This window comes from Trabulsiella odontotermitis, from assembly GCF_030053895.1.
Classification (GTDB): Bacteria; Pseudomonadota; Gammaproteobacteria; order Enterobacterales; family Enterobacteriaceae; genus Trabulsiella; species Trabulsiella odontotermitis_C.
On record NZ_CP125781.1, the window covers coordinates 4,398,765 to 4,418,240 of the forward strand.

The window sequence follows — 19,476 nt, forward strand, 5'->3', positions numbered from 1 at the left end:
TCTACATTATACGTAGGCACGTTGCTGTTAGCGATGCCAAAAAATCAGCGTGTTTTACGCCAACCAATCAACCAGACGACCAGTCCACCCGCCATAATCCAGGCCGGCATCACGCCCCACTCCGGACGATTTATCAACAACAGCGTACCGCTCAATAGTAAAACCGCACCTATACCAAACAGATAACGCGACTGTCCCTGGCGGATACGGTTCGATGACAAATCGTGGGCTATTTTATCAATACTGCGCTGAAGTTGTTTGCTCTGGCGCAGACTGTCGTAAACAAGTTCGGGAATTTCAGGCATTTTCTCGATCCAGAACGGCGCTTTTTCTTTCAGCGTGCGAACCAGTGCGGGAAGACCGACCTGATCCTTAAGCCAGGATTCCAGGAACGGTTTCGCCGTTTTCCACAGATCTAATTGCGGATAGAGTTGACGGCCCACGCCTTCAACATACAGGAGCGTTTTTTGCAGCAGCACCAGTTGCGGCTGTACTTCCATGTTGAAGCGCCGCGCAGTGTTAAACAGGTTCAGCAGCACATGGCCGAACGAGATTTCCGCCAGCGGCTTCTCGAAAATGGGCTCGCAGACGGTACGGATCGCAAACTCAAACTCTTCGACGTTGGTGTCCGGCGGTACCCAGCCGGAATCCACATGCAGCTCTGCCACTTTGCGGTAATCGCGATTGAAAAAGGCGATAAAGTTTTCCGCCAGGTAGCGCTTATCTTCTTTGTTGAGCGAACCGACAATACCGCAGTCGATCCCGATGTATTGCGGATCTTGCGGATGGTCGTAGCTCACGAAAATATTGCCGGGGTGCATGTCGGCATGGAAGAAGCTATCGCGGAAGACCTGGGTGAAGAACACCTGAACGCCACGTTCAGCGAGCAGTTTCAGGTTCGTGCCCTGCTTCTCCAGCGTTTCGACATCAGAAACAGGAATACCGTAAATCCGCTCCATTACCAGCATGTTCTGGCTGCAATAGTCAGAATACACTTCCGGCACGTACAGCATCGGGCTGTTTTCAAAGTTGCGCCGTAACTGAATGGCGTTTGCCGCTTCACGCAACAAATTCAGTTCATCAATAATTGTTTTTTCATATTCACGCACGACTTCTAACGGGCGCAGACGGCGTCCATCCGGCAGCAGGCGAGGTACCCAGCGCGCCAGGCGATAGATGAGCTTCATGTCTGCTTTGATGACCGGCAGAATGTCCGGGCGGATCACTTTAATGACCACCTCTTTGCCGTTCTCTTTCAGACGCGCCGTATGCACCTGCGCAATTGAGGCTGACGCCAGCGGCGTAATGTCAAAATCATCAAACCAGCTTTCGACAGGAATATCGCCCATCGCGTGCTCGATCTGTTTTTTTGCCAACCGACCGTCGAACGGCGCTACGCGATCCTGCAACAGCGCCAGTTGATCGGCAATCTGTGGCGGGAAAAGGTCGCGGCGGGTGGAAAGCATCTGACCGAATTTGATCCAGACCGGGCCAAGCTCCTGCAGGGCCAGGCGGAGACGTTCGCCCAGCGGCTGCGTTTTATGGCGGTTCGGCATCCAGAACAGCATTCGCCGCCAGAGACGCAGCGGCAACGTGATACGCATTTTAGGAATGAGTTCGTCCAGCCCGTAACTCAAAAAGGTATGGACGATAAAATACAGGCGCCGAATTTCCCCTGGCGTCATTTGTCCTCCAGTTTATCCAGCCGTTTCGCTAATGCTTCAACAGCACGTTCAACGGCTGCGGTTTCTTCAGCGAACCACGCCACTTCCAGCGGACCCGGCGCCAGTTTCCACTCTTCCGTTAACACGTCGGCGGCATAACGTTGCTGACGCTGAAACCCCTGACGAAAGAAAGATGTTCCTGCACGTAGCGCTTTGCTGACCCCTTCCGCGGCGATATCGCCAGTGTAAGGAGCAAGCAGCTCCGCAGGATCAAACTCGGCGAGGTCGGCCAGTGCGACAAAATTTTGCACAACCTGAATGTCGCCCTGCACTTCAAGGTCGCCGCTGCGAATCAATGCAGTCAGTTGCTGACGATTACGCAATTGCGGCAAAACGCCAAGGCGTGTGGTGACGGTACAGTCGGCGTCGCCTTCCCATGCTCCCAGTACATCGATCTGCTGTTCGCTGAATGCCAGTACGACGGGAGAGGAAAACTCTTTTAGTTCCACGCGTAACACTCTGTTCAGTAATCTCTGGCGAGCGGGTTTTAGCGCACGCTCGCGCCAAAGAAACGCATTCAGCGCAGTTTCAATGCCAGCGGTGACTAAGGGTTTGAAAGGCATAGCGTCCCTCCTGTCAGAATTTATAGCCGCGATGCAACGCCACGATCCCTGCAGTCAGGTTGTAGTAATCGACGCTTTCGAAGCCGGCATCCTGCATCATACCTTTCAGGGTGTCCTGATCGGGATGCATACGAATAGACTCGGCCAGATAACGGTAGCTTTCCGCATCGTTTGCCACCACTTCACCAATGCGCGGCAAAATATGAAATGAGTAGGCGTCGTACGCTTTGCTCAGCGGATCGAGAATCGGTTTGGAAAATTCAAGCACCAGCAGACGTCCGCCCGGTTTAAGCACGCGATACATTGAGCGTAGCGCTTTCTCTTTATCCGTCACGTTACGCAAGCCAAATGAAATGGTGATGCAATCGAATGTGTTATCGGGGAACGGTAACGCTTCGGCGTTGGCCTGCACATATTCCACATTGCCAATCACGCCAATGTTACGCAGCTTTTCACGCCCCATTTTGAGCATGGAATCGTTGATGTCTGCCAGAACGACACGCCCGGTCTCACCGACCAGTCGCGAAAATTTCGCGGTGAGATCGCCCGTACCACCGGCCAGATCCAGCACGGTCTGCCCGCGACGAACACCACTGCAATCAATAGTAAAGCGCTTCCACAAACGATGGATGCCAAACGACATCAGGTCGTTCATCACATCATATTTTGCAGCCACGGAATGGAATACGTGTGCAACCATGTCAGCTTTCTGCGCTTTGGCGACAGTCTGAAAGCCAAAGTGCGTCGTTTCTTGAGTATTCTCAGCCATCTCTACGCCTGCTTATCAAAAAAAGTCCTGGAAGTGTAACAGATTGGGCGCTTTTCCCCTACGAATCAACCTTCACTTGAGTAGCGGTTATTCGCATGATCGTCACCCTCTGTTGAAAAGGATCCGTGCGTCTCGCCGGACGCCTGCCCGCCGGGCAGACAATAGTCGTCATCCTGCACCGTCGCCTGATCGGCTAAATCCGGATTAATCTCGCGTTTCACCTCGACACCCAGGCTGCGGAACGCTTCCGCCTGCGCCAGCATATTGCCGCGCCCGGATGAGAGTTTCTTCATGGCCTGACGATAGTTGTCCTGCGCCCGGTCAAGGCTTTGCCCAATTGAGGTCATGTCATCGACGAACAGGCGCATTTTGTCATACAGGCGACCAGCGCGCTCCGCGATCTGCTGCGCGTTGCGGCTCTGGTGCTCATACCGCCAGAGATTGGCAATGGTTCGTAGCGCCACCAGCAGTGTCGTCGGGCTGACCAGCATGATGTTATTTTTCAGTGCTTCGGTGATGAGTTCGGGCTGGCGATCAATTGCTAACAAAAACGCTGGCTCGACAGGGATAAACATCAGTACATAATCGAGCGAGCGCAATCCGGGAAGTTGCTGATAGTCTTTGCGGCTCAGCAGGCGGATATGGCTACGCACGGAGGCGATGTGCTCATGCATTGCCGCCTCGCGGATGGCATCATCCTCGGCATTGAAGTAACGCTCATAGGCAACCAGCGTCATTTTGGCGTCAATCACCACATCTTTCCCTTGCGGCAGCCGCACGATAACATCGGGCTGCAGGCGGGCGCGGGCATCGGTTTCGATACTGACCTGCGTCTGGTACTCATGCCCTTCGCGCAGGCCGGACGCTTCCAGTACCCGGGTCAGTACCACTTCACCCCAGTTACCCTGAGTTTTATTATCGCCTTTCAGCGCGCGCGTCAGGTTGACCGCTTCTTGCGTCATTTGCGCGTTCAGTTGCTGCAGATTACGGATTTCATGGGCAAGGGTATGTCGCTCGCGCGCTTCCTGGCCGAAGCTGTCCTGTACCTGGCGACGAAAACCATCAAGTTGTTCGCGAAGTGGGGTCAGCAGGCTGTTCAGACTCTGACGATTTTGTTCATCCACACGCCGGTTGCTGTGTTCGAAGATACGGTTAGCCAGGTTTTCAAATTGCTCGCTCAGACGCTGCTCGCTGTTGACCATCTGGCGGAGTTTATCTTCCGCATGGATTTGTGTGGATTCGAGACGGGTGGTGACTTCGCGGAGATCGGCTTCCAGCGAGGCATTAATTTCACGCAGGTTACGCAGCTCATTATTCAGCAGTTCACATTCATCACGCCAGTGATCACTGTGCGCCAGCTGTTGCCGGGCGGCGCTGAGTTCGCCGAAGAGATCGCGCTGCTCAGCCAGCATATCTGCCTGCTGTTGCGCCGAGCGGGATCGCTCCACCAACCAGCCCAACAGAATGCCTGCCATCAGCGCCACGACTGCGCTCAGAATGATTGTAATATCCACCGCTCCCCCTGCTTAAACTGCTTACCGGCACAAAATAGAATTGTGCTGTATAAACGTCCAGTTTAAAAGGTATTTCCTGCGAGGCGCTACGCAAAAAAGAAAAGGCCGAACACGTCGGCCTTCGGGAAGAGAAGAAAAATTACAGCAGACGGCGTGCGGCTTCGACCACGATTTTCACCGCATGGCTTTCGGTCTGTTTCATGGTTTCCGCATTCGGAATTTCCTGCTGGGTGCGGTTGACGATAACGCCTGCCACCATACCTGCACGCAGGCCCTGGCTGGAACACATGGTCAGCAGCGTGGCGGATTCCATTTCATAGTTCATCACGCCCATGGACTGCCACTCTTCCATTGAGCCTTTGAAACGGCTCACGACGCGGCCAGAGAACGTGTCGTAACGCTCCTGCCCCGGATAGAAGGTGTCAGAAGAGGCGGTTACACCGATATGCGTGGTAGCGCCCACGGCTTTCGCCGCCTCCACCAGTGCGGTGGTACAGGCAAAGTCAGCCACCGCCGGATATTCCATCGGCGCGAAGTGCAGGCTTGCGCCATCAAGGCGTACAGACGCGGTGGTGACAAGAACATCACCCACGTTGATATTGGGCTGGATAGCGCCGGTAGTGCCAACGCGCAGGAAAGTACGGATGCCCAACTGCGCCAGCTCTTCTACAGCAATCGAGGTGGATGGACCGCCAATACCCGTTGAGCACACAATAACGGCCTTGCCGCCGAGCTCCGCGCGCCAGGAGGTGAATTCACGATGCGATGCCAGTTTGACCGGCTTTTCCATCAGCGCGGCGATCTTTTCAACACGCTCAGGATCGCCCGGGACGATTGCCAGCGTAGCCCCTTGTAAATCATTTTTGGTGAGGCCTAAGTGAAAAACATCGGACTTGGACATATAAAACTCCTCTGTGGGTCAGATTATCAGCAGAAGTAAAAGGGTACTTTACCGAAGCGCCTGAGGTGTTTTCGTGACACCAATCACTCTGAATGAAAATGATTGCAGTTAATTCTCATTATTTAGTGACTTATATCACATAACAGAATTCTGTTTCGCGGCACTGCACAAAAGATAGCCTGTTTCAGGCACTGTGGATTGTTAACGTGCAGTCTATAGTAAACCATGCGCTAACCATTAAAGGGTATGGAGAATACCATGAAGACAGACAACCAACCTGGCTTTGCACCTGCAGCTTCACCACACGCATCCACCATTGTACGCACGCCGGAAGAGGCGATTACGGCGAGTGAAACAACGATCCCCACCCAGGGCGACAACATGCCTGCTTATTATGCGCGGCCAAAAGATGTCGACGGCCCGCTGCCAGTCGTGATTGTGGTTCAGGAAATTTTCGGCGTGCATGAGCACATCCGCGATCTGTGCCGCCGCCTGGCGCTGGAAGGGTATCAGGCCGTGGCGCCGGAGCTCTATTTCCGCCAGGGCAATCCGAATGATTACGCTGATATTCCAACGCTGTTCAGCAATCTGGTATCGAAAGTGCCGGATGCGCAAGTGCTGGCGGATCTGGACCATGTTGCCAATTGGGCGGCCCGCAACGGCGGTGATCCTCATCGTCTGTTAATTACCGGTTTTTGCTGGGGCGGGCGTATCGCCTGGCTGTATGCCGCGCATAATCCGCAGCTCAAAGCCGCCGTGGCGTGGTACGGGAAACTGGCGGGCGATACGTCACTGAACTCGCCCAAAAATCCGGTAGATGTGGCGACCGATCTCAACGCGCCGGTACTGGGATTGTACGGCGGTCAGGATACCGGGATTTCGCTGGAAAGCGTGGAGACCATGCGGCAGGCGTTACGCGCCGCGAACGCGAAAGCGGAGATTGTGGTTTACCCTGAGGCTGGTCATGCGTTTAACGCCGATTATCGACCGAGCTATCATGCCGAATCCGCAAGAGACGGCTGGCAGCGGATGCTGGAGTGGTTCGCGCAGTACGGCGTGAAAAAATAAAAATAAGCCGGGCGCGCGTTTGCGTCGCCCGGCTTCGATTATCAGGTTACGCCTGACGCAGATTCTGTGCGGCTTTGACCATGTTCGCCAGCGCGGCGCGGGTTTCCGGCCAGCCGCGGGTTTTCAGTCCGCAGTCCGGGTTCACCCACAGACGTTCCGCCGGGATACGCTGTGCGGCTTTTGCGAGCAACGCTTCAATCCACTCCACGTCTGGCACATTTGGCGAGTGAATGTCATATACCCCCGGCCCGATTTCGTTCGGGTATTCGAATGCTTCAAACGCTTCCAGCAGTTCCATATCCGAACGTGAGGTTTCGATGGTGATGACGTCCGCATCCAGTGCGGCAATGGAATCCATGATGTCGTTGAACTCGCAGTAACACATATGGGTGTGGATCTGCGTGTCATTCTTCGCGACAGCAGCATTAATGCGAAACGCCTCTACACCCCACTGCAGATACGCGTCCCAGTCACTGCGACGCAGCGGCAGGCCTTCGCGCAGTGCCGGTTCGTCGATTTGTATGATGCCGATACCTGCGGCTTCGAGATCCGCTACTTCATCACGCAAGGCCAGCGCAATCTGTTTGGCGATGGTTTCACGGCTGACGTCTTCGCGCGGGAAGGACCAGCAGAGAATGGTCACCGGGCCGGTCAGCATGCCTTTGACCGGTTTGTCGGTCAGTGACTGTGCATATTTTGCCCATTCTACGGTTATCGGCGCCGGGCGGCTGATATCACCGATGACCACTGGCGGCTTAACGCAACGTGAGCCATAGCTCTGCACCCAGCCGTTCTGGGTAAAGACGAAACCGTCCAGATGCTCACCGAAGTATTCCACCATATCATTACGTTCCGCTTCGCCGTGCACCAGTACGTCCAGCCCCAGTTGCTCCTGCTCGATAATCGCCTGTTTGATATGCCCGGCAATGCCGGTACGGTAATGGCCGGCATCGAGATTGCCCTTTTTGAAGTCCAGACGCAGGCTGCGGATTTCCGTAGTTTGCGGGAATGAACCGATGGTGGTAGTCGGCCATGCCGGCAGATTAAAGCGCGCGCGCTGCGCTTCGGCACGCACCGGGTAAGCATTCGCTCGCTGGCTGTCCTTCGCAGTGATCGCCGCAAGACGTTTTTCCACGGCGGCGTTGTGAACACGGGTGGAGTGACGACGAGCCTGAATCGGCGCGCTCCATTCGGTAATTTTCGCCGTGTCGCCACTGTTCAGCGCATCGCGCAGCAACGCCAGCTCTTCACATTTTTGCAGTGCAAAGGCGAACCAGCTCTTCACTTCCGCATCAAGCCGCGTTTCCACGCTCAGATCGATCGGGCTGTGCAGCAGAGAACAGGAAGAGGCGACCCACAGATCACGTTTGCCGACAATATCGCGAATTTGCCCATATTTTTCTGTCAGATCGGCGCGCCAGACGTTACGGCCATTCACGAGACCGGCAGACAGCAGCCAGTCGGCAGGCAGGCGTTTATGCAGTTCAGCAACGTTGTCTTTACCATGCACCAGATCCACATGCAGCCCCTGCACGGGCAGCGTGGTGATGGTGTCCAGATTCGGCGTGACGCCTTCAAAATAAGTAGTGAGCAGCAACTTCACCGACCCCTGCAGTGCGTCGTACGCCGGTTTGAATGCCTCCAGCCACGCTTGCGGCAGCTCAAGTACCAGCGCGGGTTCGTCAATTTGTACCCACTCAATGCCGCGTTTGGCCAGCGCTGCCAGTACCTGTTTGTAAACCGGCAGAATATCATTCAGCAGACTGAGGCGATCGAACGGTTCGCCCTTCACTTTGCCCAGCCACAGGTAAGTAACCGGCCCCAGCAGCACCGGTTTCACGGTGTGGCCCAGTGCCAGCGCTTCATCGACTTCTTCCAGCAGTTGCGTCCAGGTCAGGTTGAACTGCTGGCCTTTGGTGAACTCTGGCACCATGTAGTGATAGTTGGTGTTAAACCACTTGGTCATTTCCGCGGCCGCAGCCGGTTCGCCGGTCGGTGCGCGACCGCGACCGATACGAAACAGGGTGTCGATATCCACGGAACCGTCTTTATTCTGATGACGAGCCGGTACGTTACCCAGCAACAGGCTGGTCGTCAGAACATGGTCGTACCAGGCGAAGTCCCCCACCGGCAGTAAATCAATACCCGCCTGCTTTTGCTGCTCCCAGTGACGAGCGCGCAGTTCGCGACCGGTTTCCAGCAACGCTTCGCGAGAAGTATTCCCTGCCCAGTAACTTTCTTGCGCTTTTTTCAGCTCGCGGCGCAGGCCAACGCGAGGAAAACCGAGGGTGTGGTTAATAATTGTCATACTGTTGCCCCTTGTGGATTTTTCAGGATTTAGCCATCCAGATGTTTACACATCTATAATTCGCAAGTACTGTATATTCCTCAAGCGCAATTTGTTCATGCCGAAGTGAAGGACTTTCATGATCGAGATAAAACATCTGAAAACGCTACAGGCGTTACGGAACAGCGGCTCGCTCGCCGCAGCGGCAGCGACGCTGCATCAGACCCAGTCCGCCCTTTCCCATCAGTTCAGCGATCTGGAACAGCGCCTCGGCTTTCGTCTTTTTGTGCGTAAAAGTCAGCCGCTGCGCTTTACGCCGCAGGGGGAAATTCTGCTTCAACTGGCGAACCAGGTGCTGCCGCAAATCAGCCGCGCGCTGCAGGCCTGTAATGAGCCGCAGCAGACGACGTTGCGTATTGCGATTGAATGCCACAGCTGTATTCAGTGGCTGACTCCCGCACTGCAAAACTTTCGCGCGCAATGGCCGCAGGTTGAGGTGGATTTCAAATCAGGCGTGACGTTTGACCCGCAACCTGCGTTGCAGCAAGGCGAGCTGGATATCGTCCTCACCTCTGATATTCTCCCGCGCAGCGGTCTGCATTATTCGCCGATGTTTGATTACGAAGTGCGTCTGATTCTGGCGCCGGAGCATCCACTGGCGGCAAAAGCGCGGATCACGCCGGAAGATTTAGCCAGCGAAACGTTGCTCATTTACCCGGTGCAGCGCGGTCGTCTGGATATCTGGCGCCATTTCCTGCAACCCGCGGGCGTCAGCCCTTCACTGAAAAGCGTGGATAACACGCTGCTGTTGATCCAGATGGTGGCGGCGCAGATGGGGATCGCGGCGCTGCCACATTGGGTGGTGGAAAGCTTTGAACGTCAGGGTCTGGTGACCACCAAAACCCTGGGGGAAGGATTGTGGAGCCGGCTGTACGCCGCCGTGCGCGATGGCGAGCAGCGTCAGCCGGTGACGGAAGCGTTTATTCGTTCAACGCGGAATCACGCCTGCGATCACCTTCCTTTTGTGCGGAACGCGGAGCGACCCAATGGCGATGGACCCACAGTGAAGCCATTATCACCGTTCCCCCAATGATGAAACTCGGCCAGTGCGGCTGTTCCTGCCAGATGGCCAGATTCACCAACAGCCCTGCAGGAACATGGACGTTATTCATAATGCCGAGCGTCCCGGCATCCACCTGCGTCGCACCATAGTTCCACATGAAATATCCTAAACCCGAGGCCACAACGCCCAGCCACACCAGAATGCCCCACTGCAGCGAGGTGGTCGGCAGTTTTTGCGGATCGCCAAGCGTAAACCACGCCACGATCGCCACCAGAAATGCTCCCATGTAAAACCACGCAAAGGCGTTATGTTGCGGCATCGGGTGAATTTCCATCAGGCGTTTATATCCCACCATACCAATGGCAAAGCTGATATTGGCCAGTTGCACCAGCAGCAGGCCCGTCCAGAAATGGTCGCTGATTTTGTCATAGCGAATAATGGCGGCGCCGATCACCGCCAGTAAGGCGCTCAGGAGATACCCCCAACGCAAGCGGCGTTTACTGAGCAGATCGTAAATCAGCGTGACGTACAGCGGCGTTAACACCGTGAACAACAGGAATTCTGATACGGTCAGGTAGAGATAAGCGCGGAAACTCAGCAGATACATCACGCCCAGTTGCATGGCGCCAACCAGCATATACAGTGCGATGGTTTTCAGCGTTTGCCCGCGCAGGCGCAGAAACGGAATAAATACCAGCGCCGCCAGGCCAATGCGCATCAGCACTGAAAAATAGCTGTCAACATGCCCCGCGAGGTATTCGCCAATCAGGCTAAAGGAGAAGGCCCACAGGATGGTGGTGATAATGAGTAGCGCCACAATGACTCTCTTTCCGGAAAATAGAGTCACATTGTAGCGGAGCTGAAGGTTGACGACTGATTAAATATTAACCAGTCGTCAAATTCATTATTCCAGATATAACTTGCGCAGATAATGAGCGACGGCGTCGTCCGCATTACTGCCAATCACTTCCAGTTCAGGATGCAGATCTTTCAGGCGTTGATGCGCGCCAGCCATGATGCAACCTTTCCCTGCCATCGACAGCATTTCGGCGTCGTTCATACCGTCACCGAAGGCAATACAGTTCTGCAGGTTGTAACCCATTTTCTTCGCGACGGCTTCCAGTGCATGACCTTTCGACACGCCACCCGCCATCACTTCCAGACAGGTCAGGGTGGAAAAACTAACGTTAACTCGGTCGCCCCAGCGGGCATTGATGGCCTGCTCCAGCGGCAGCAGGATCTCATGATCGTGGCAAGTAAAGAATACTTTACTGACGCCTTCCGGCTCCAGTAAACCGGGTTCGTAAAGCGAATAGTTAAATACAGCTTCTTTGAAGAAACGCATCTCTTCCGGGCGATGGCGGTTCATGAACCAGTCATCATCACGATAAACGTTGGTCACAATATCGGGATTATTGTTCACCACGCCGAACAGGTCAGAGGCAATATCGCTATCAAGGTTATGCGCGAAGACCAGATTGCCGTCGGTGTCATGCACACGCGCACCGTTGGAGGTGATCATCCAGGCTTTAATACCCAGATTCGCACGGATTTGCCCGACGTCAATGTAATGACGACCCGTCGCGAACATGAAATGAATGCCGCGGGCGGTCAGCAGTTTCAGCGTTTCTTTGGTGTAGGGAGACAACATGTGGTCGGGATTAAGCAACGTGCCATCTAAATCAGACGCAACAACCTGGTACATAAAAACATTCAACCTCTAAGCAAAGCGGCGTTTTCGCCGGATTAATCATGTCGACAGAAAAAATCGACGATGGCATGAAGCGCGACCGAGCGCATAGCGTCCTTTTCGAAAAGGATCTCATGGTAAGCGCCTTCTATGACAAGCGGTTTACCCCCATCACAGGGATGACCCGCCGCGGCGCGGATTTCACAAAAACGTTCGTGCATGCGATTATCCACCACACGCTCTTCTTCCGCCTGCAACAACAGAATAGGCGTGGCGTCGTCTGACGCGCCTGCGAGCACCTCTTCGCCCGCCAGCATGCCTTCCCGCACCCAGTGCCAGGTCGGACCGCCGACCCGTAATTGCGGGTTGTCAGCATAAAAACGCTGGTTACGGCGATAGCGTTCTTTGCTGTGTGTCAGCACGTTAATCCCGAACGGCAGCGCACGCCAACGGCCTGTACCGATGGCGTACCCTTCACGAATGCGCTGATGGCCCTCAGCCCAGTCGAGAATATGGCGCACCATCCAGTCGGGAAGACGAATGATTATGCCAAACATTGGCGCACTCAGCGCGATGGCGTCGCATTGATGAGGAAAACGCTGCAAAAAGAGCGTCGCTATTGCGCCTCCCATCGAATGAGCCAGGATAAAACGCTTGCGCCAGTGACCCGGGGCGACTTCTTGCTGCCAGAACGCGGCAAGATCGTCGACGTAGTCACTAAAGTTGACCACATGTCCGCGGTGCGTATCCGACAGCATTCGCCCGGAACGTCCCTGCCCGCGATGATCGATAATCAGGACGTCAAAACCGCTGTGAAACAGATCCCAGGCGAGCTCTGCATACTTCACGTAACTCTCGATTCGACCGGGACAGATGACGATAACACGATCGTTTTTGGCATGACAGAAGCGAACAAAACGCACCGGAACATTGTCCACGCCCTTGAATTCAGCCTCTTCGCGCTGACGCCAGAATTCCGTCAACGGCCCCATGCTGAATGCAGCAAACGCATTTTCTCTCGTTTCCCAGTCATTTTGCTGCTGACACATCGGGTTTTTGCCCCTTCTCACCGCGTTACATCGTTTTTTTTCGACCAATAACACAACGCCTTTACAATAGCGTATTGTGGCATAAATACGGACAATCAGGGAATTTCTCATGACTTTCGAGTGGTGGTTTGCCTACTTGCTGACAGCAATCATCCTGAGCCTTTCACCCGGTTCAGGTGCCATTAATACCATGACGACGGCCATCAACCATGGCTATCGTGGCGCGGTGGCGTCTATCGCCGGGCTGCAAACCGGTCTGGGTATCCATATCGTGCTGGTGGGCATCGGTCTTGGGACGCTATTTTCCCGTTCTGTTATCGCCTTTGAAGTGCTGAAATGGGCTGGCGCGGCCTATCTCATCTGGCTCGGGATCCAGCAGTGGCGCGCTGCCGGCGCGATTGACCTGAAAGGCCTCGCAAACATGCAGTCCCGGCGAAAACTCTACCGACGCGCCGTGTTTGTGAATCTCACCAATCCGAAGAGTATTGTTTTTCTCGCCGCACTGTTTCCCCAGTTTGTCATGCCGCAACAGCCGCAGGTTATGCAATATGTCATCCTCGGCGTAACCACGATCGTGGTGGATATTATCGTGATGATTGGTTATGCCACGCTGGCAACACGCATCGCCGCCTGGATCAAAGGCCCTCGCCAGATGAAGGCCCTGAACAAGATTTTCGGTTCGCTGTTTATGCTGGTAGGTGCGCTACTGGCGTCAGCACGACATGCCTGAGTTAGCCGATATTCACCGTTCCACTGCCAACAATAACCCCACCGCAGTCAACGCTATCACCCATTCTGGCTGCGGGAATGCCCTCAATAAACACAGTGCCCGACCCGCTGGCGATTTTTCGCGGATGAGGCGGATGCTTGGGTTTATCATGCGGCGTAAGAGGATCGCCTAACCTCGCAGCGGGCAATCTATCGATTAATACCGTAGCGGAACCCGCAGTAATCACGGTTTCGTGATAACCGTCGTGCTCGGTTCCTTTATCATTGAGTTTTGCGGCTAAAGGCATAGGTGCTCCGAAATCAATAGGGCTGTATTACATTGAATATTTGAACAATAATAAAAAAGTCTGTTATTAGGGTGACACTAACAGTGTACTGAAGTAATAACATATCCACACAAAAACATAGCCCTAAATTGGATATCTGTTATAACTCCAGTCAATGGGTTTTTCACATCGTTCTGTTAAAGCATCCAATTGATTTATGATACTGGCATTTGCCCTGATGAGTTCTCCTGTGTCCAAATAAAGAAGATATCCTTCTCCCGTTCCCAGAAACGCCCTCTTGTTACCTTTCAAATATATCGCATCAAAAATCCCATGGCTCATCAAACCAGAACTTATGACAGAATCAATCGCAATATCAAATAACACATAAGAATTATCTGCAGGGCTGCCCTCATTAAAATTCAAAGGATAACCCCACAAAATCATTTTTGAACCACTGCAATTGACTTTGTATCCATTAATTTCGATATTAAAGTGATATATTTTATTGTTGTTATTCTTTTCTATCTGAATTGCATGTCTCCCTGATAGCGAGATTTTCAGATTATCCATACGTGAGTAGCATGACTCAGCAAATAGAATAAAACATAAACAACCGATAAAAATAAAAAACTTACCCATGGATGGATCCTTATCTAGATGTTATCACCAACCACTTTATAAATTCTTACAGTATGTTCCCATCGTTCACGAGCCATAGAGTAGCCACCATTGATTGCATTAGTTATTTTCCTTGAGTGTACGAATGTTAAATCACCCTCAACAATTAATTTATTTATTGAACGATATCCCGCTGAAGCAGAACCACCACTCCAATACCATGCACTTGCATCAAGAGAACAATATGGTTCGACTGACAAAATCTCAGGGTTTTCAATTTTCGGCGCAAATTCTAATCTTACTACTCGCCCCCACCATGGCCTGATAAAATTCGCATATGTCATTGGATAAGTTGATATATTTACCCACCCGCGATACACCCAGTACTTACTATAATTCAATCTTCCTGTGACCTGCTTGAATCCTCGGCCTCTAAATTTTGGACCATCTCCACTCTCGACATTACCCAACCGGCCATTCAGGTAATCCAGATATCCTCCCGCTGGAGGGTTGTAATACCCATTTTCTTCGCTGGCAAAACTTGCATGTAAAGGGTTTATACCGAAACTTGCAGTTCCCTCCATCATTGATGCCATGCAATATGATTCTACTGCACCTTGTGCGAAAAAATGAGCTTTTCTGGATGATGTATTTATAAAATACTTGTTCATTGATTGGTTGACAGATGATTTATACTTATCTTTTATCTCTTTTGGGGTAACATTAATTTTCGTCATGGAACTGGGGTATATTGAATCAGGATAGATTTGACTCAATTCTCCATAACTCAGCCACCCACACTTCCTGAAATGAGTAATAAACTGTCGCGGGTCAAAATGCCAGACACGCCCGGATGGTAACGGGTTTTCCGCCAGACAGAGCGCCTTCCCGTGCGCCGTCAGCAGATTCCAGCCACACTCCGTCATCGGTTTTGACAGGACCTCATTCGGCGATTTCAGCCATTCAAACCGTGAATCCACCGTGGTGCCGTCCCATTCCAGCGGGAAATGGCAAATCAGCCGGCTGACATCCCGGTTGCCCGCACACAGGACCGTCGGCGAGTTACACTGGCTGTTGGTGTCCGTGTCATCATCCACCAGTTGCCAGCCCGTCCAGTGCGGAAAGTCGCCGTCACTGTAAACCCTGATGTCCCTGGCCCCCAGATTCACAATCCCTTTTCCCTGTGGTGTGTTCACCGTCCGCCACAATGGCGCATCTGCCGGCACCAGCGTTTCATAATCCGTATTGATTACCCGGCCAAAACGCAGCATCTCGTAACCGGCGCTCGGGCTCTCCGGATAGAGTTTCAGGGCGGAAGCGTACAGGTTGTACTCATAGTCTTCGCCATCCGCATTCATTAATGGCTCACCCACTTCCGGATAAATACCGGTCGCACTGTTCTGCCGCCGCGTGACCATCGTACAGTTGCCCCTGTCGAAACTCATCGTCACAAATAACGCCTCGCCGGTTTTCTTCAGCGGACTGTTATTCACCAGCGAGTTATCCTCCGGCATGGCTTCATAAACGGCGGTTCCGGCAGGCAGGTAAAAATGAATATCGCCATACACCACATCCGTCCGCCCGTCTTTCGTCAGGTCTGTTTCCGGCGTGGTTCTTCCGGTTATTTTGCGGATATTTTCATCGTCGCAGAATATCTGGAAATGATATCCGCTCTGCCCGTCCACCATGCCGGCTGTACCTGTCGGGGATTTACGGTACAGCGTTTTCCCGACTGACACGTTTTCGTCGATGCTGTTCAGGTGCATATACAGCGAGTAATAGACAATCTGACCGTCATCCCCGCTGCCGGTTTCTGTTTCATGTTTCAGCAGCACATAGCCGTTATCTGTCATCCCGTTGTAATTCAGCGGCGGAACATGACGTTTCCCGCTATCCGGCTGACGCAGTGAAATCACTTTACCGTCTGCAATACACCGGACGGGGTCTGAGGCATTGCCGGTCAGATGAAGCCCGCCATGCCAGGACTGCCCCCGGTTGACCGGGAAACTTCGCTGCGGGTCCGCTGCCATCATCCTGTTCACCCAGTCGGCGTCGCTTTCAGTACCGGAGCGCTCACGCAGTAACGGCGGGCTGATGATCATCTTATAATCCTTTATCTTGAAGATAGTTGTTATGAGAACAGGAACTGACTTTCTGTTTCTGACGTTTCCGGTTCATCCTGCTGTCCTTGACCATTGTTATTACTGCTATCTCCGTTGTCTTCTGCATCCTCCTCCTGGGGTGCCTCTTCGTTTTCCTCTTCCTCAGCCTTTAGTACTGCTGGCAGTAACGGCTGAACCGCCGTCCCCGGACTCCCCCCGCTGTTCAGGTTGATGAGCGGCCCGCTGATATCCACCCCGCCGGGATGTATCACGATGAACGAACTTCCCGACTGCAGGGTAATCCGGCTGCTGCTGCTCAGCACAATCTCACCCTGCGCACTGATACCCAGCGCGCCGGACACCTCCTGCGCCAGGTCACCCTTCACCGTCAGGCTGAGGCTTCCCTGCACCTGACTGAGATGGTCACCCGTGGTGCTGTGCTCCTGTTTCCCCTCCACGGTGACCTTTCTGTCCCGGGCCACATACAGCGACTCGTCATTGCCCGTGCGGGTGAGATGGTCGTTGCTGACCGTCAGTGTCCGGTCATTCCGTACCGTGAGGCGCTGGTCATGCGCCACGGTCACCGTCTGGTCGTGGCCTCCGGCATTTTCCTTACCCACCGTCACCGTCTGCCCCAGCCCCACGGTAATCTGCTGGTTGTTGCCGATGGTTTCTGAGTGGTCCACCTTCACATCCGTCGTCCGGTTGTTCAGGACCTCGGTGTCCATATTCTTCTGTGCATGCAGGTACAGCTGTTCATTCCCGGTCGCATCCTCAAACCGCAGCTCATTAAAGCCGCTGCCCTTATACGTCTTCGAGCGGATACTCATCTGTGTTTTCGTCTCCGGCAGACTGCCCTGCGGGAGACTGATGTCATTCCAGGCCCGCCCGGTGACCACCGGCTGGTCCGGGTCGCCGTGGAGGAAATCCACAATCACTTCCTGCCCCACCCGCGGCAGGGCGAGGTTGCCGAACCCGGCACCGGCCCATGCCTGAGACACCCGTATCCAGCATGAGCTGTCCTCATTCCCCGGCGCGTACCGGTCCCAGTGAAAACGCACCCGTACCCGGCCGTACTCATCACAGAAGATTTCCTCGCCGGCCGGGCCGGTCACCATGGCACTCTGCGGACCGTCCACTTTCGGTTTCGCGGCCGGCCGCGGCCGCCAGGTGCGGTCTGCCGGTATCACTGTCAGGCAGTTGCTCAGGGTGGTGCCCTGACCCCGGCTGCCGTGCAGCGCCTGCGGCTGTTCACCACTCAGCACACCACTCACCACCTGCCAGTCCCGGTTGCACGGGTCTGACGGATGTCCGGTCAGGGTGAAGCGGGCACCGGGCCACAGGGACGGTGAGTTACTGACACAGGCGGCCATTTCCGCATCATTACGCCAGCCTTCCGTCTGATAACGCGCAAAGTCCCGGCCGTGCTGTTCATCCTTAAAGCGCCCCGGGTAGTCGAAGATTTCATACTGCGTGTACTGCCCGTTCAGGTGCTCACCGTCTCGACCGAAGCGGGCGTCCCACAGCGGTGATTTGAAGGTGTGGTCCTGTGTTTCGACAGAGGAGGGGCGAACCTGCACCTGATAGCGGAATTCACTGATGCAGGGGTTTGTGGTGTCTGCGTGGCTGTCAGGGTTAAACGCCATCTCCCCGGCCGGGTACAGTCCGGCTTCGTCATCGGTCAGCCTCAGCGTCAGCCCGTCTCCTTCTGCTGACGGACGGTCATAAAAGAAGATACCTTCTTCAGACCACAGGCGGGTCAGGAAGGCCAGGTCGCTTTCCCCGTACTGCACGCAGAATTCCCGGGCGGGGTGTTCGCCGTAACACCACGGGGTCCAGTCGGTGATACCGTTTTCCGCCAGCAGGGTGGCGGTGATGGCCTCAATGTCCTGCTGCTGGAATATACGGAAGTTCTGCCGCAGGCTGCTGCGCCACAGCGGCGGATGGATGCGCAGCATATACTGCGTCTGCCAGCCGTTGTCCGCCCCCGTGCAGAAGGCGGCCACCACACCGGTGACCCGGCGCAGCGCGGTCATGCCCTGCCAGACAGTCAGGACGGCGGTTTTCTCGAGCAGTGCATCCGCGGCCTGGCGGAACCGGTTGCCGGCCACTTCCGCCTCGAGTGTAAAGGGGGTGGACAGTGCCTGGGTGAGGCGGAAACGGACAACGGCGAAGGTTTCCGTCCTCTGCCCGTCGATATCCAGCGTGAAGCGTAATCCCTGTAATGACATACCGGCGTCCCTGAGATATTCATGGCATCAGTGCGGGAGTCTGATTTATTGATAACATGAATAAAAACAATGTGTTATAAACTGGAGACGAATGCTGGCATGAGGAGAGGGCAGAGACTGTGAGCGGGGTCACGAAGGGAAATGTTGAATGCGTCAAAAGCCGGTTTCGGACAGGAATGTAGTTAGTGCAGAGAACCGATATAAGGCAGGCATTCACCTGCCTTATACGAAGAGGGAATTAGCGGGAAAGGATCAGATGCAGCCCAAACGCAGCGAAGAGCGTTCCGGCGACGCCGTCGATCCATTTCGCCATGCGCTGATAGCCACGGCGCATCGCCGGGAGCGCAAAGAGGCTGGCGACGAGGGTGAACCAGGCAAAGGTTTCTACAATGATCAGCAGGAAAATGCCCCAGCGCTCGGCGCCGCCGATGTTGTCGCCAACAAACAACGAGAACACCGAACCGAAATAGATAATCGCTTTGGGATTGGCGAGGTTCGTCAGCAACCCCTTCAGAAAACTGCGCCCGCTGCGGGCTAATTCTACCTGCGGTGCCGGCGCGGTACTGACCTCTTTCTTCAGCGCGCCGCGCAGCATCTGATAGCCCATCCAGCAGAGATAAAGGCCGCCGCCGACCATGATGATATTATGCAGCCACGCCATTTTTTGCAGGATTAAGTGCAGACCAAGCAGCGCAACGCCTGCCCAGACCATAACGCCAGCGGTGATCCCCAGCACGCCCATCATGGCTTCTTTGCGTGAGCGGCTGACCGCTGTTTGCGAAACGAAGAAAAAGTCCGGTCCTGGGCTCATCAGCGCGATGATATGCACCAGCGCCACGGTGAGAAAGAGCATTAACATAGGCGATTACTCATGGAGGAAATAGTTCAGCAAGTAACCA

The 19,476-nt window shown here is 54.2% G+C and carries 17 protein-coding genes; 3 read left to right on the forward strand and 14 right to left on the reverse strand.

Annotation, left to right across the window (positions count from 1 at the left end; genetic code table 11):
* Positions 1–44 precede the first annotated feature (44 nt).
* From ubiB to udp, 5 genes are all read right to left on the reverse strand, one after another.
* Positions 45–1,685 (reverse strand): ubiquinone biosynthesis regulatory protein kinase UbiB, encoded by a 1,641-nt coding sequence (gene ubiB / locus QMG90_RS20935; RefSeq protein ID WP_283281633.1) that lies wholly within the window; start codon positions 1,683–1,685, stop codon positions 45–47.
* Positions 1,682–2,287, reverse strand: coding sequence for a ubiquinone biosynthesis protein UbiJ (gene ubiJ, locus QMG90_RS20940; protein WP_283281635.1), 606 nt, complete (start codon positions 2,285–2,287; stop codon positions 1,682–1,684). The genes ubiB and ubiJ overlap by 4 nt, the downstream gene beginning before the upstream one ends.
* Before the next feature lie 13 nt (positions 2,288–2,300).
* Positions 2,301–3,056 (reverse strand): bifunctional demethylmenaquinone methyltransferase/2-methoxy-6-polyprenyl-1,4-benzoquinol methylase UbiE, encoded by a 756-nt coding sequence (gene ubiE / locus QMG90_RS20945; protein ID WP_283281637.1) that lies wholly within the window; start codon positions 3,054–3,056, stop codon positions 2,301–2,303.
* Positions 3,057–3,121: 65 nt separating this feature from the next.
* Entirely contained in the window at positions 3,122–4,570 is a 1,449-nt protein-coding gene (gene rmuC, locus QMG90_RS20950) for a DNA recombination protein RmuC (protein ID WP_283281639.1), read from the reverse strand.
* A 139-nt stretch (positions 4,571–4,709) separates the two neighbouring features.
* Positions 4,710–5,471 carry a uridine phosphorylase gene (udp, locus tag QMG90_RS20955; protein WP_049847216.1) on the reverse strand — a complete coding sequence of 254 codons (762 nt, stop codon included), beginning with the start codon at positions 5,469–5,471 and terminating at the stop codon, positions 4,710–4,712.
* Between the two features lie 258 nt (positions 5,472–5,729).
* On the opposite strand from udp, the gene QMG90_RS20960 reads away from it, so the two are divergent.
* Positions 5,730–6,539: a dienelactone hydrolase family protein gene (locus QMG90_RS20960; RefSeq protein WP_283281641.1), complete on the forward strand. Its 810-nt coding sequence runs from the start codon at positions 5,730–5,732 to the stop codon at positions 6,537–6,539.
* 46 nt (positions 6,540–6,585) lie between these two features.
* Here the strand turns inward: QMG90_RS20960 and metE are convergent, their stop codons facing one another.
* Positions 6,586–8,847, reverse strand: a complete 2,262-nt coding sequence (gene metE, locus QMG90_RS20965) for a 5-methyltetrahydropteroyltriglutamate--homocysteine S-methyltransferase (protein WP_283281643.1) — start codon at positions 8,845–8,847, stop codon at positions 6,586–6,588.
* 118 nt (positions 8,848–8,965) lie between these two features.
* Between metE and metR the strand changes: the two genes are divergently transcribed.
* Positions 8,966–9,919 (forward strand): HTH-type transcriptional regulator MetR, encoded by a 954-nt coding sequence (metR, locus tag QMG90_RS20970; RefSeq protein ID WP_054181017.1) that lies wholly within the window; start codon positions 8,966–8,968, stop codon positions 9,917–9,919.
* Here the strand turns inward: metR and QMG90_RS20975 are convergent.
* The 3 genes from QMG90_RS20975 to pldB form a co-directional block, all read right to left on the reverse strand.
* Complete coding sequence (locus QMG90_RS20975) at positions 9,807–10,706, reverse strand: carboxylate/amino acid/amine transporter (RefSeq protein WP_283281645.1); 900 nt, start codon at positions 10,704–10,706, stop codon at positions 9,807–9,809. The genes metR and QMG90_RS20975 overlap by 113 nt on opposite strands.
* Before the next feature lie 87 nt (positions 10,707–10,793).
* Complete coding sequence (yigL, locus tag QMG90_RS20980; protein ID WP_283281647.1) at positions 10,794–11,594, reverse strand: sugar/pyridoxal phosphate phosphatase YigL; 801 nt, start codon at positions 11,592–11,594, stop codon at positions 10,794–10,796.
* Between the two features lie 41 nt (positions 11,595–11,635).
* Complete coding sequence (gene pldB, locus QMG90_RS20985; RefSeq protein ID WP_283281649.1) at positions 11,636–12,628, reverse strand: lysophospholipase L2; 993 nt, start codon at positions 12,626–12,628, stop codon at positions 11,636–11,638.
* A 109-nt stretch (positions 12,629–12,737) separates the two neighbouring features.
* On the opposite strand from pldB, the gene rhtB reads away from it, so the two are divergent.
* Positions 12,738–13,358, forward strand: a complete 621-nt coding sequence (gene rhtB / locus QMG90_RS20990) for a homoserine/homoserine lactone efflux protein (protein ID WP_283281650.1) — start codon at positions 12,738–12,740, stop codon at positions 13,356–13,358.
* A gap of 1 nt (position 13,359) precedes the next feature.
* On the opposite strand, the gene QMG90_RS20995 is transcribed toward rhtB, so the two are convergent.
* The 5 genes from QMG90_RS20995 to rhtC form a co-directional block, all read right to left on the reverse strand.
* On the reverse strand, positions 13,360–13,644 hold the full coding sequence (locus QMG90_RS20995) for a type VI secretion system PAAR protein (protein ID WP_283281652.1): 285 nt from the start codon (positions 13,642–13,644) through the stop codon (positions 13,360–13,362).
* A 123-nt stretch (positions 13,645–13,767) separates the two neighbouring features.
* Entirely contained in the window at positions 13,768–14,265 is a 498-nt protein-coding gene (locus tag QMG90_RS21000; RefSeq protein ID WP_283281654.1) for a hypothetical protein, read from the reverse strand.
* A gap of 14 nt (positions 14,266–14,279) precedes the next feature.
* Positions 14,280–16,346, reverse strand: a complete 2,067-nt coding sequence (locus tag QMG90_RS21005; RefSeq protein ID WP_283281656.1) for a kinase — start codon at positions 16,344–16,346, stop codon at positions 14,280–14,282.
* A gap of 29 nt (positions 16,347–16,375) precedes the next feature.
* Complete coding sequence (locus tag QMG90_RS21010; RefSeq protein ID WP_283281657.1) at positions 16,376–18,577, reverse strand: type VI secretion system Vgr family protein; 2,202 nt, start codon at positions 18,575–18,577, stop codon at positions 16,376–16,378.
* A gap of 238 nt (positions 18,578–18,815) precedes the next feature.
* Positions 18,816–19,436, reverse strand: coding sequence for a threonine export protein RhtC (gene rhtC / locus QMG90_RS21015; RefSeq protein WP_283281659.1), 621 nt, complete (start codon positions 19,434–19,436; stop codon positions 18,816–18,818).
* Between the last annotated feature and the right edge of the window lie 40 nt (positions 19,437–19,476).

Bases quoted from the DNA above. Each gene is read 5' to 3' on its own strand.
- QMG90_RS20960 (WP_283281641.1), top strand. From the start codon at position 5,730: ATGAAGACAGACAACCAACCTGGCTTTGCACCTGCAGCTTCACCACAC.
- yigL (WP_283281647.1), bottom strand. From the start codon at position 11,594: ATGTACCAGGTTGTTGCGTCTGATTTAGATGGCACGTTGCTTAATCCC.
- metE (WP_283281643.1), bottom strand. From the start codon at position 8,847: ATGACAATTATTAACCACACCCTCGGTTTTCCTCGCGTTGGCCTGCGC.
- ubiE (WP_283281637.1), bottom strand. From the start codon at position 3,056: ATGGCTGAGAATACTCAAGAAACGACGCACTTTGGCTTTCAGACTGTC.
- QMG90_RS21010 (WP_283281657.1), bottom strand. From the start codon at position 18,577: ATGTCATTACAGGGATTACGCTTCACGCTGGATATCGACGGGCAGAGG.
- QMG90_RS21005 (WP_283281656.1), bottom strand. From the start codon at position 16,346: ATGATCATCAGCCCGCCGTTACTGCGTGAGCGCTCCGGTACTGAAAGC.
- rhtC (WP_283281659.1), bottom strand. From the start codon at position 19,436: ATGTTAATGCTCTTTCTCACCGTGGCGCTGGTGCATATCATCGCGCTG.
- pldB (WP_283281649.1), bottom strand. From the start codon at position 12,628: ATGTGTCAGCAGCAAAATGACTGGGAAACGAGAGAAAATGCGTTTGCT.
- metR (WP_054181017.1), top strand. From the start codon at position 8,966: ATGATCGAGATAAAACATCTGAAAACGCTACAGGCGTTACGGAACAGC.
- QMG90_RS21000 (WP_283281654.1), bottom strand. From the start codon at position 14,265: ATGGGTAAGTTTTTTATTTTTATCGGTTGTTTATGTTTTATTCTATTT.
- ubiJ (WP_283281635.1), bottom strand. From the start codon at position 2,287: ATGCCTTTCAAACCCTTAGTCACCGCTGGCATTGAAACTGCGCTGAAT.
- QMG90_RS20995 (WP_283281652.1), bottom strand. From the start codon at position 13,644: ATGCCTTTAGCCGCAAAACTCAATGATAAAGGAACCGAGCACGACGGT.
- udp (WP_049847216.1), bottom strand. From the start codon at position 5,471: ATGTCCAAGTCCGATGTTTTTCACTTAGGCCTCACCAAAAATGATTTA.
- rhtB (WP_283281650.1), top strand. From the start codon at position 12,738: ATGACTTTCGAGTGGTGGTTTGCCTACTTGCTGACAGCAATCATCCTG.
- ubiB (WP_283281633.1), bottom strand. From the start codon at position 1,685: ATGACGCCAGGGGAAATTCGGCGCCTGTATTTTATCGTCCATACCTTT.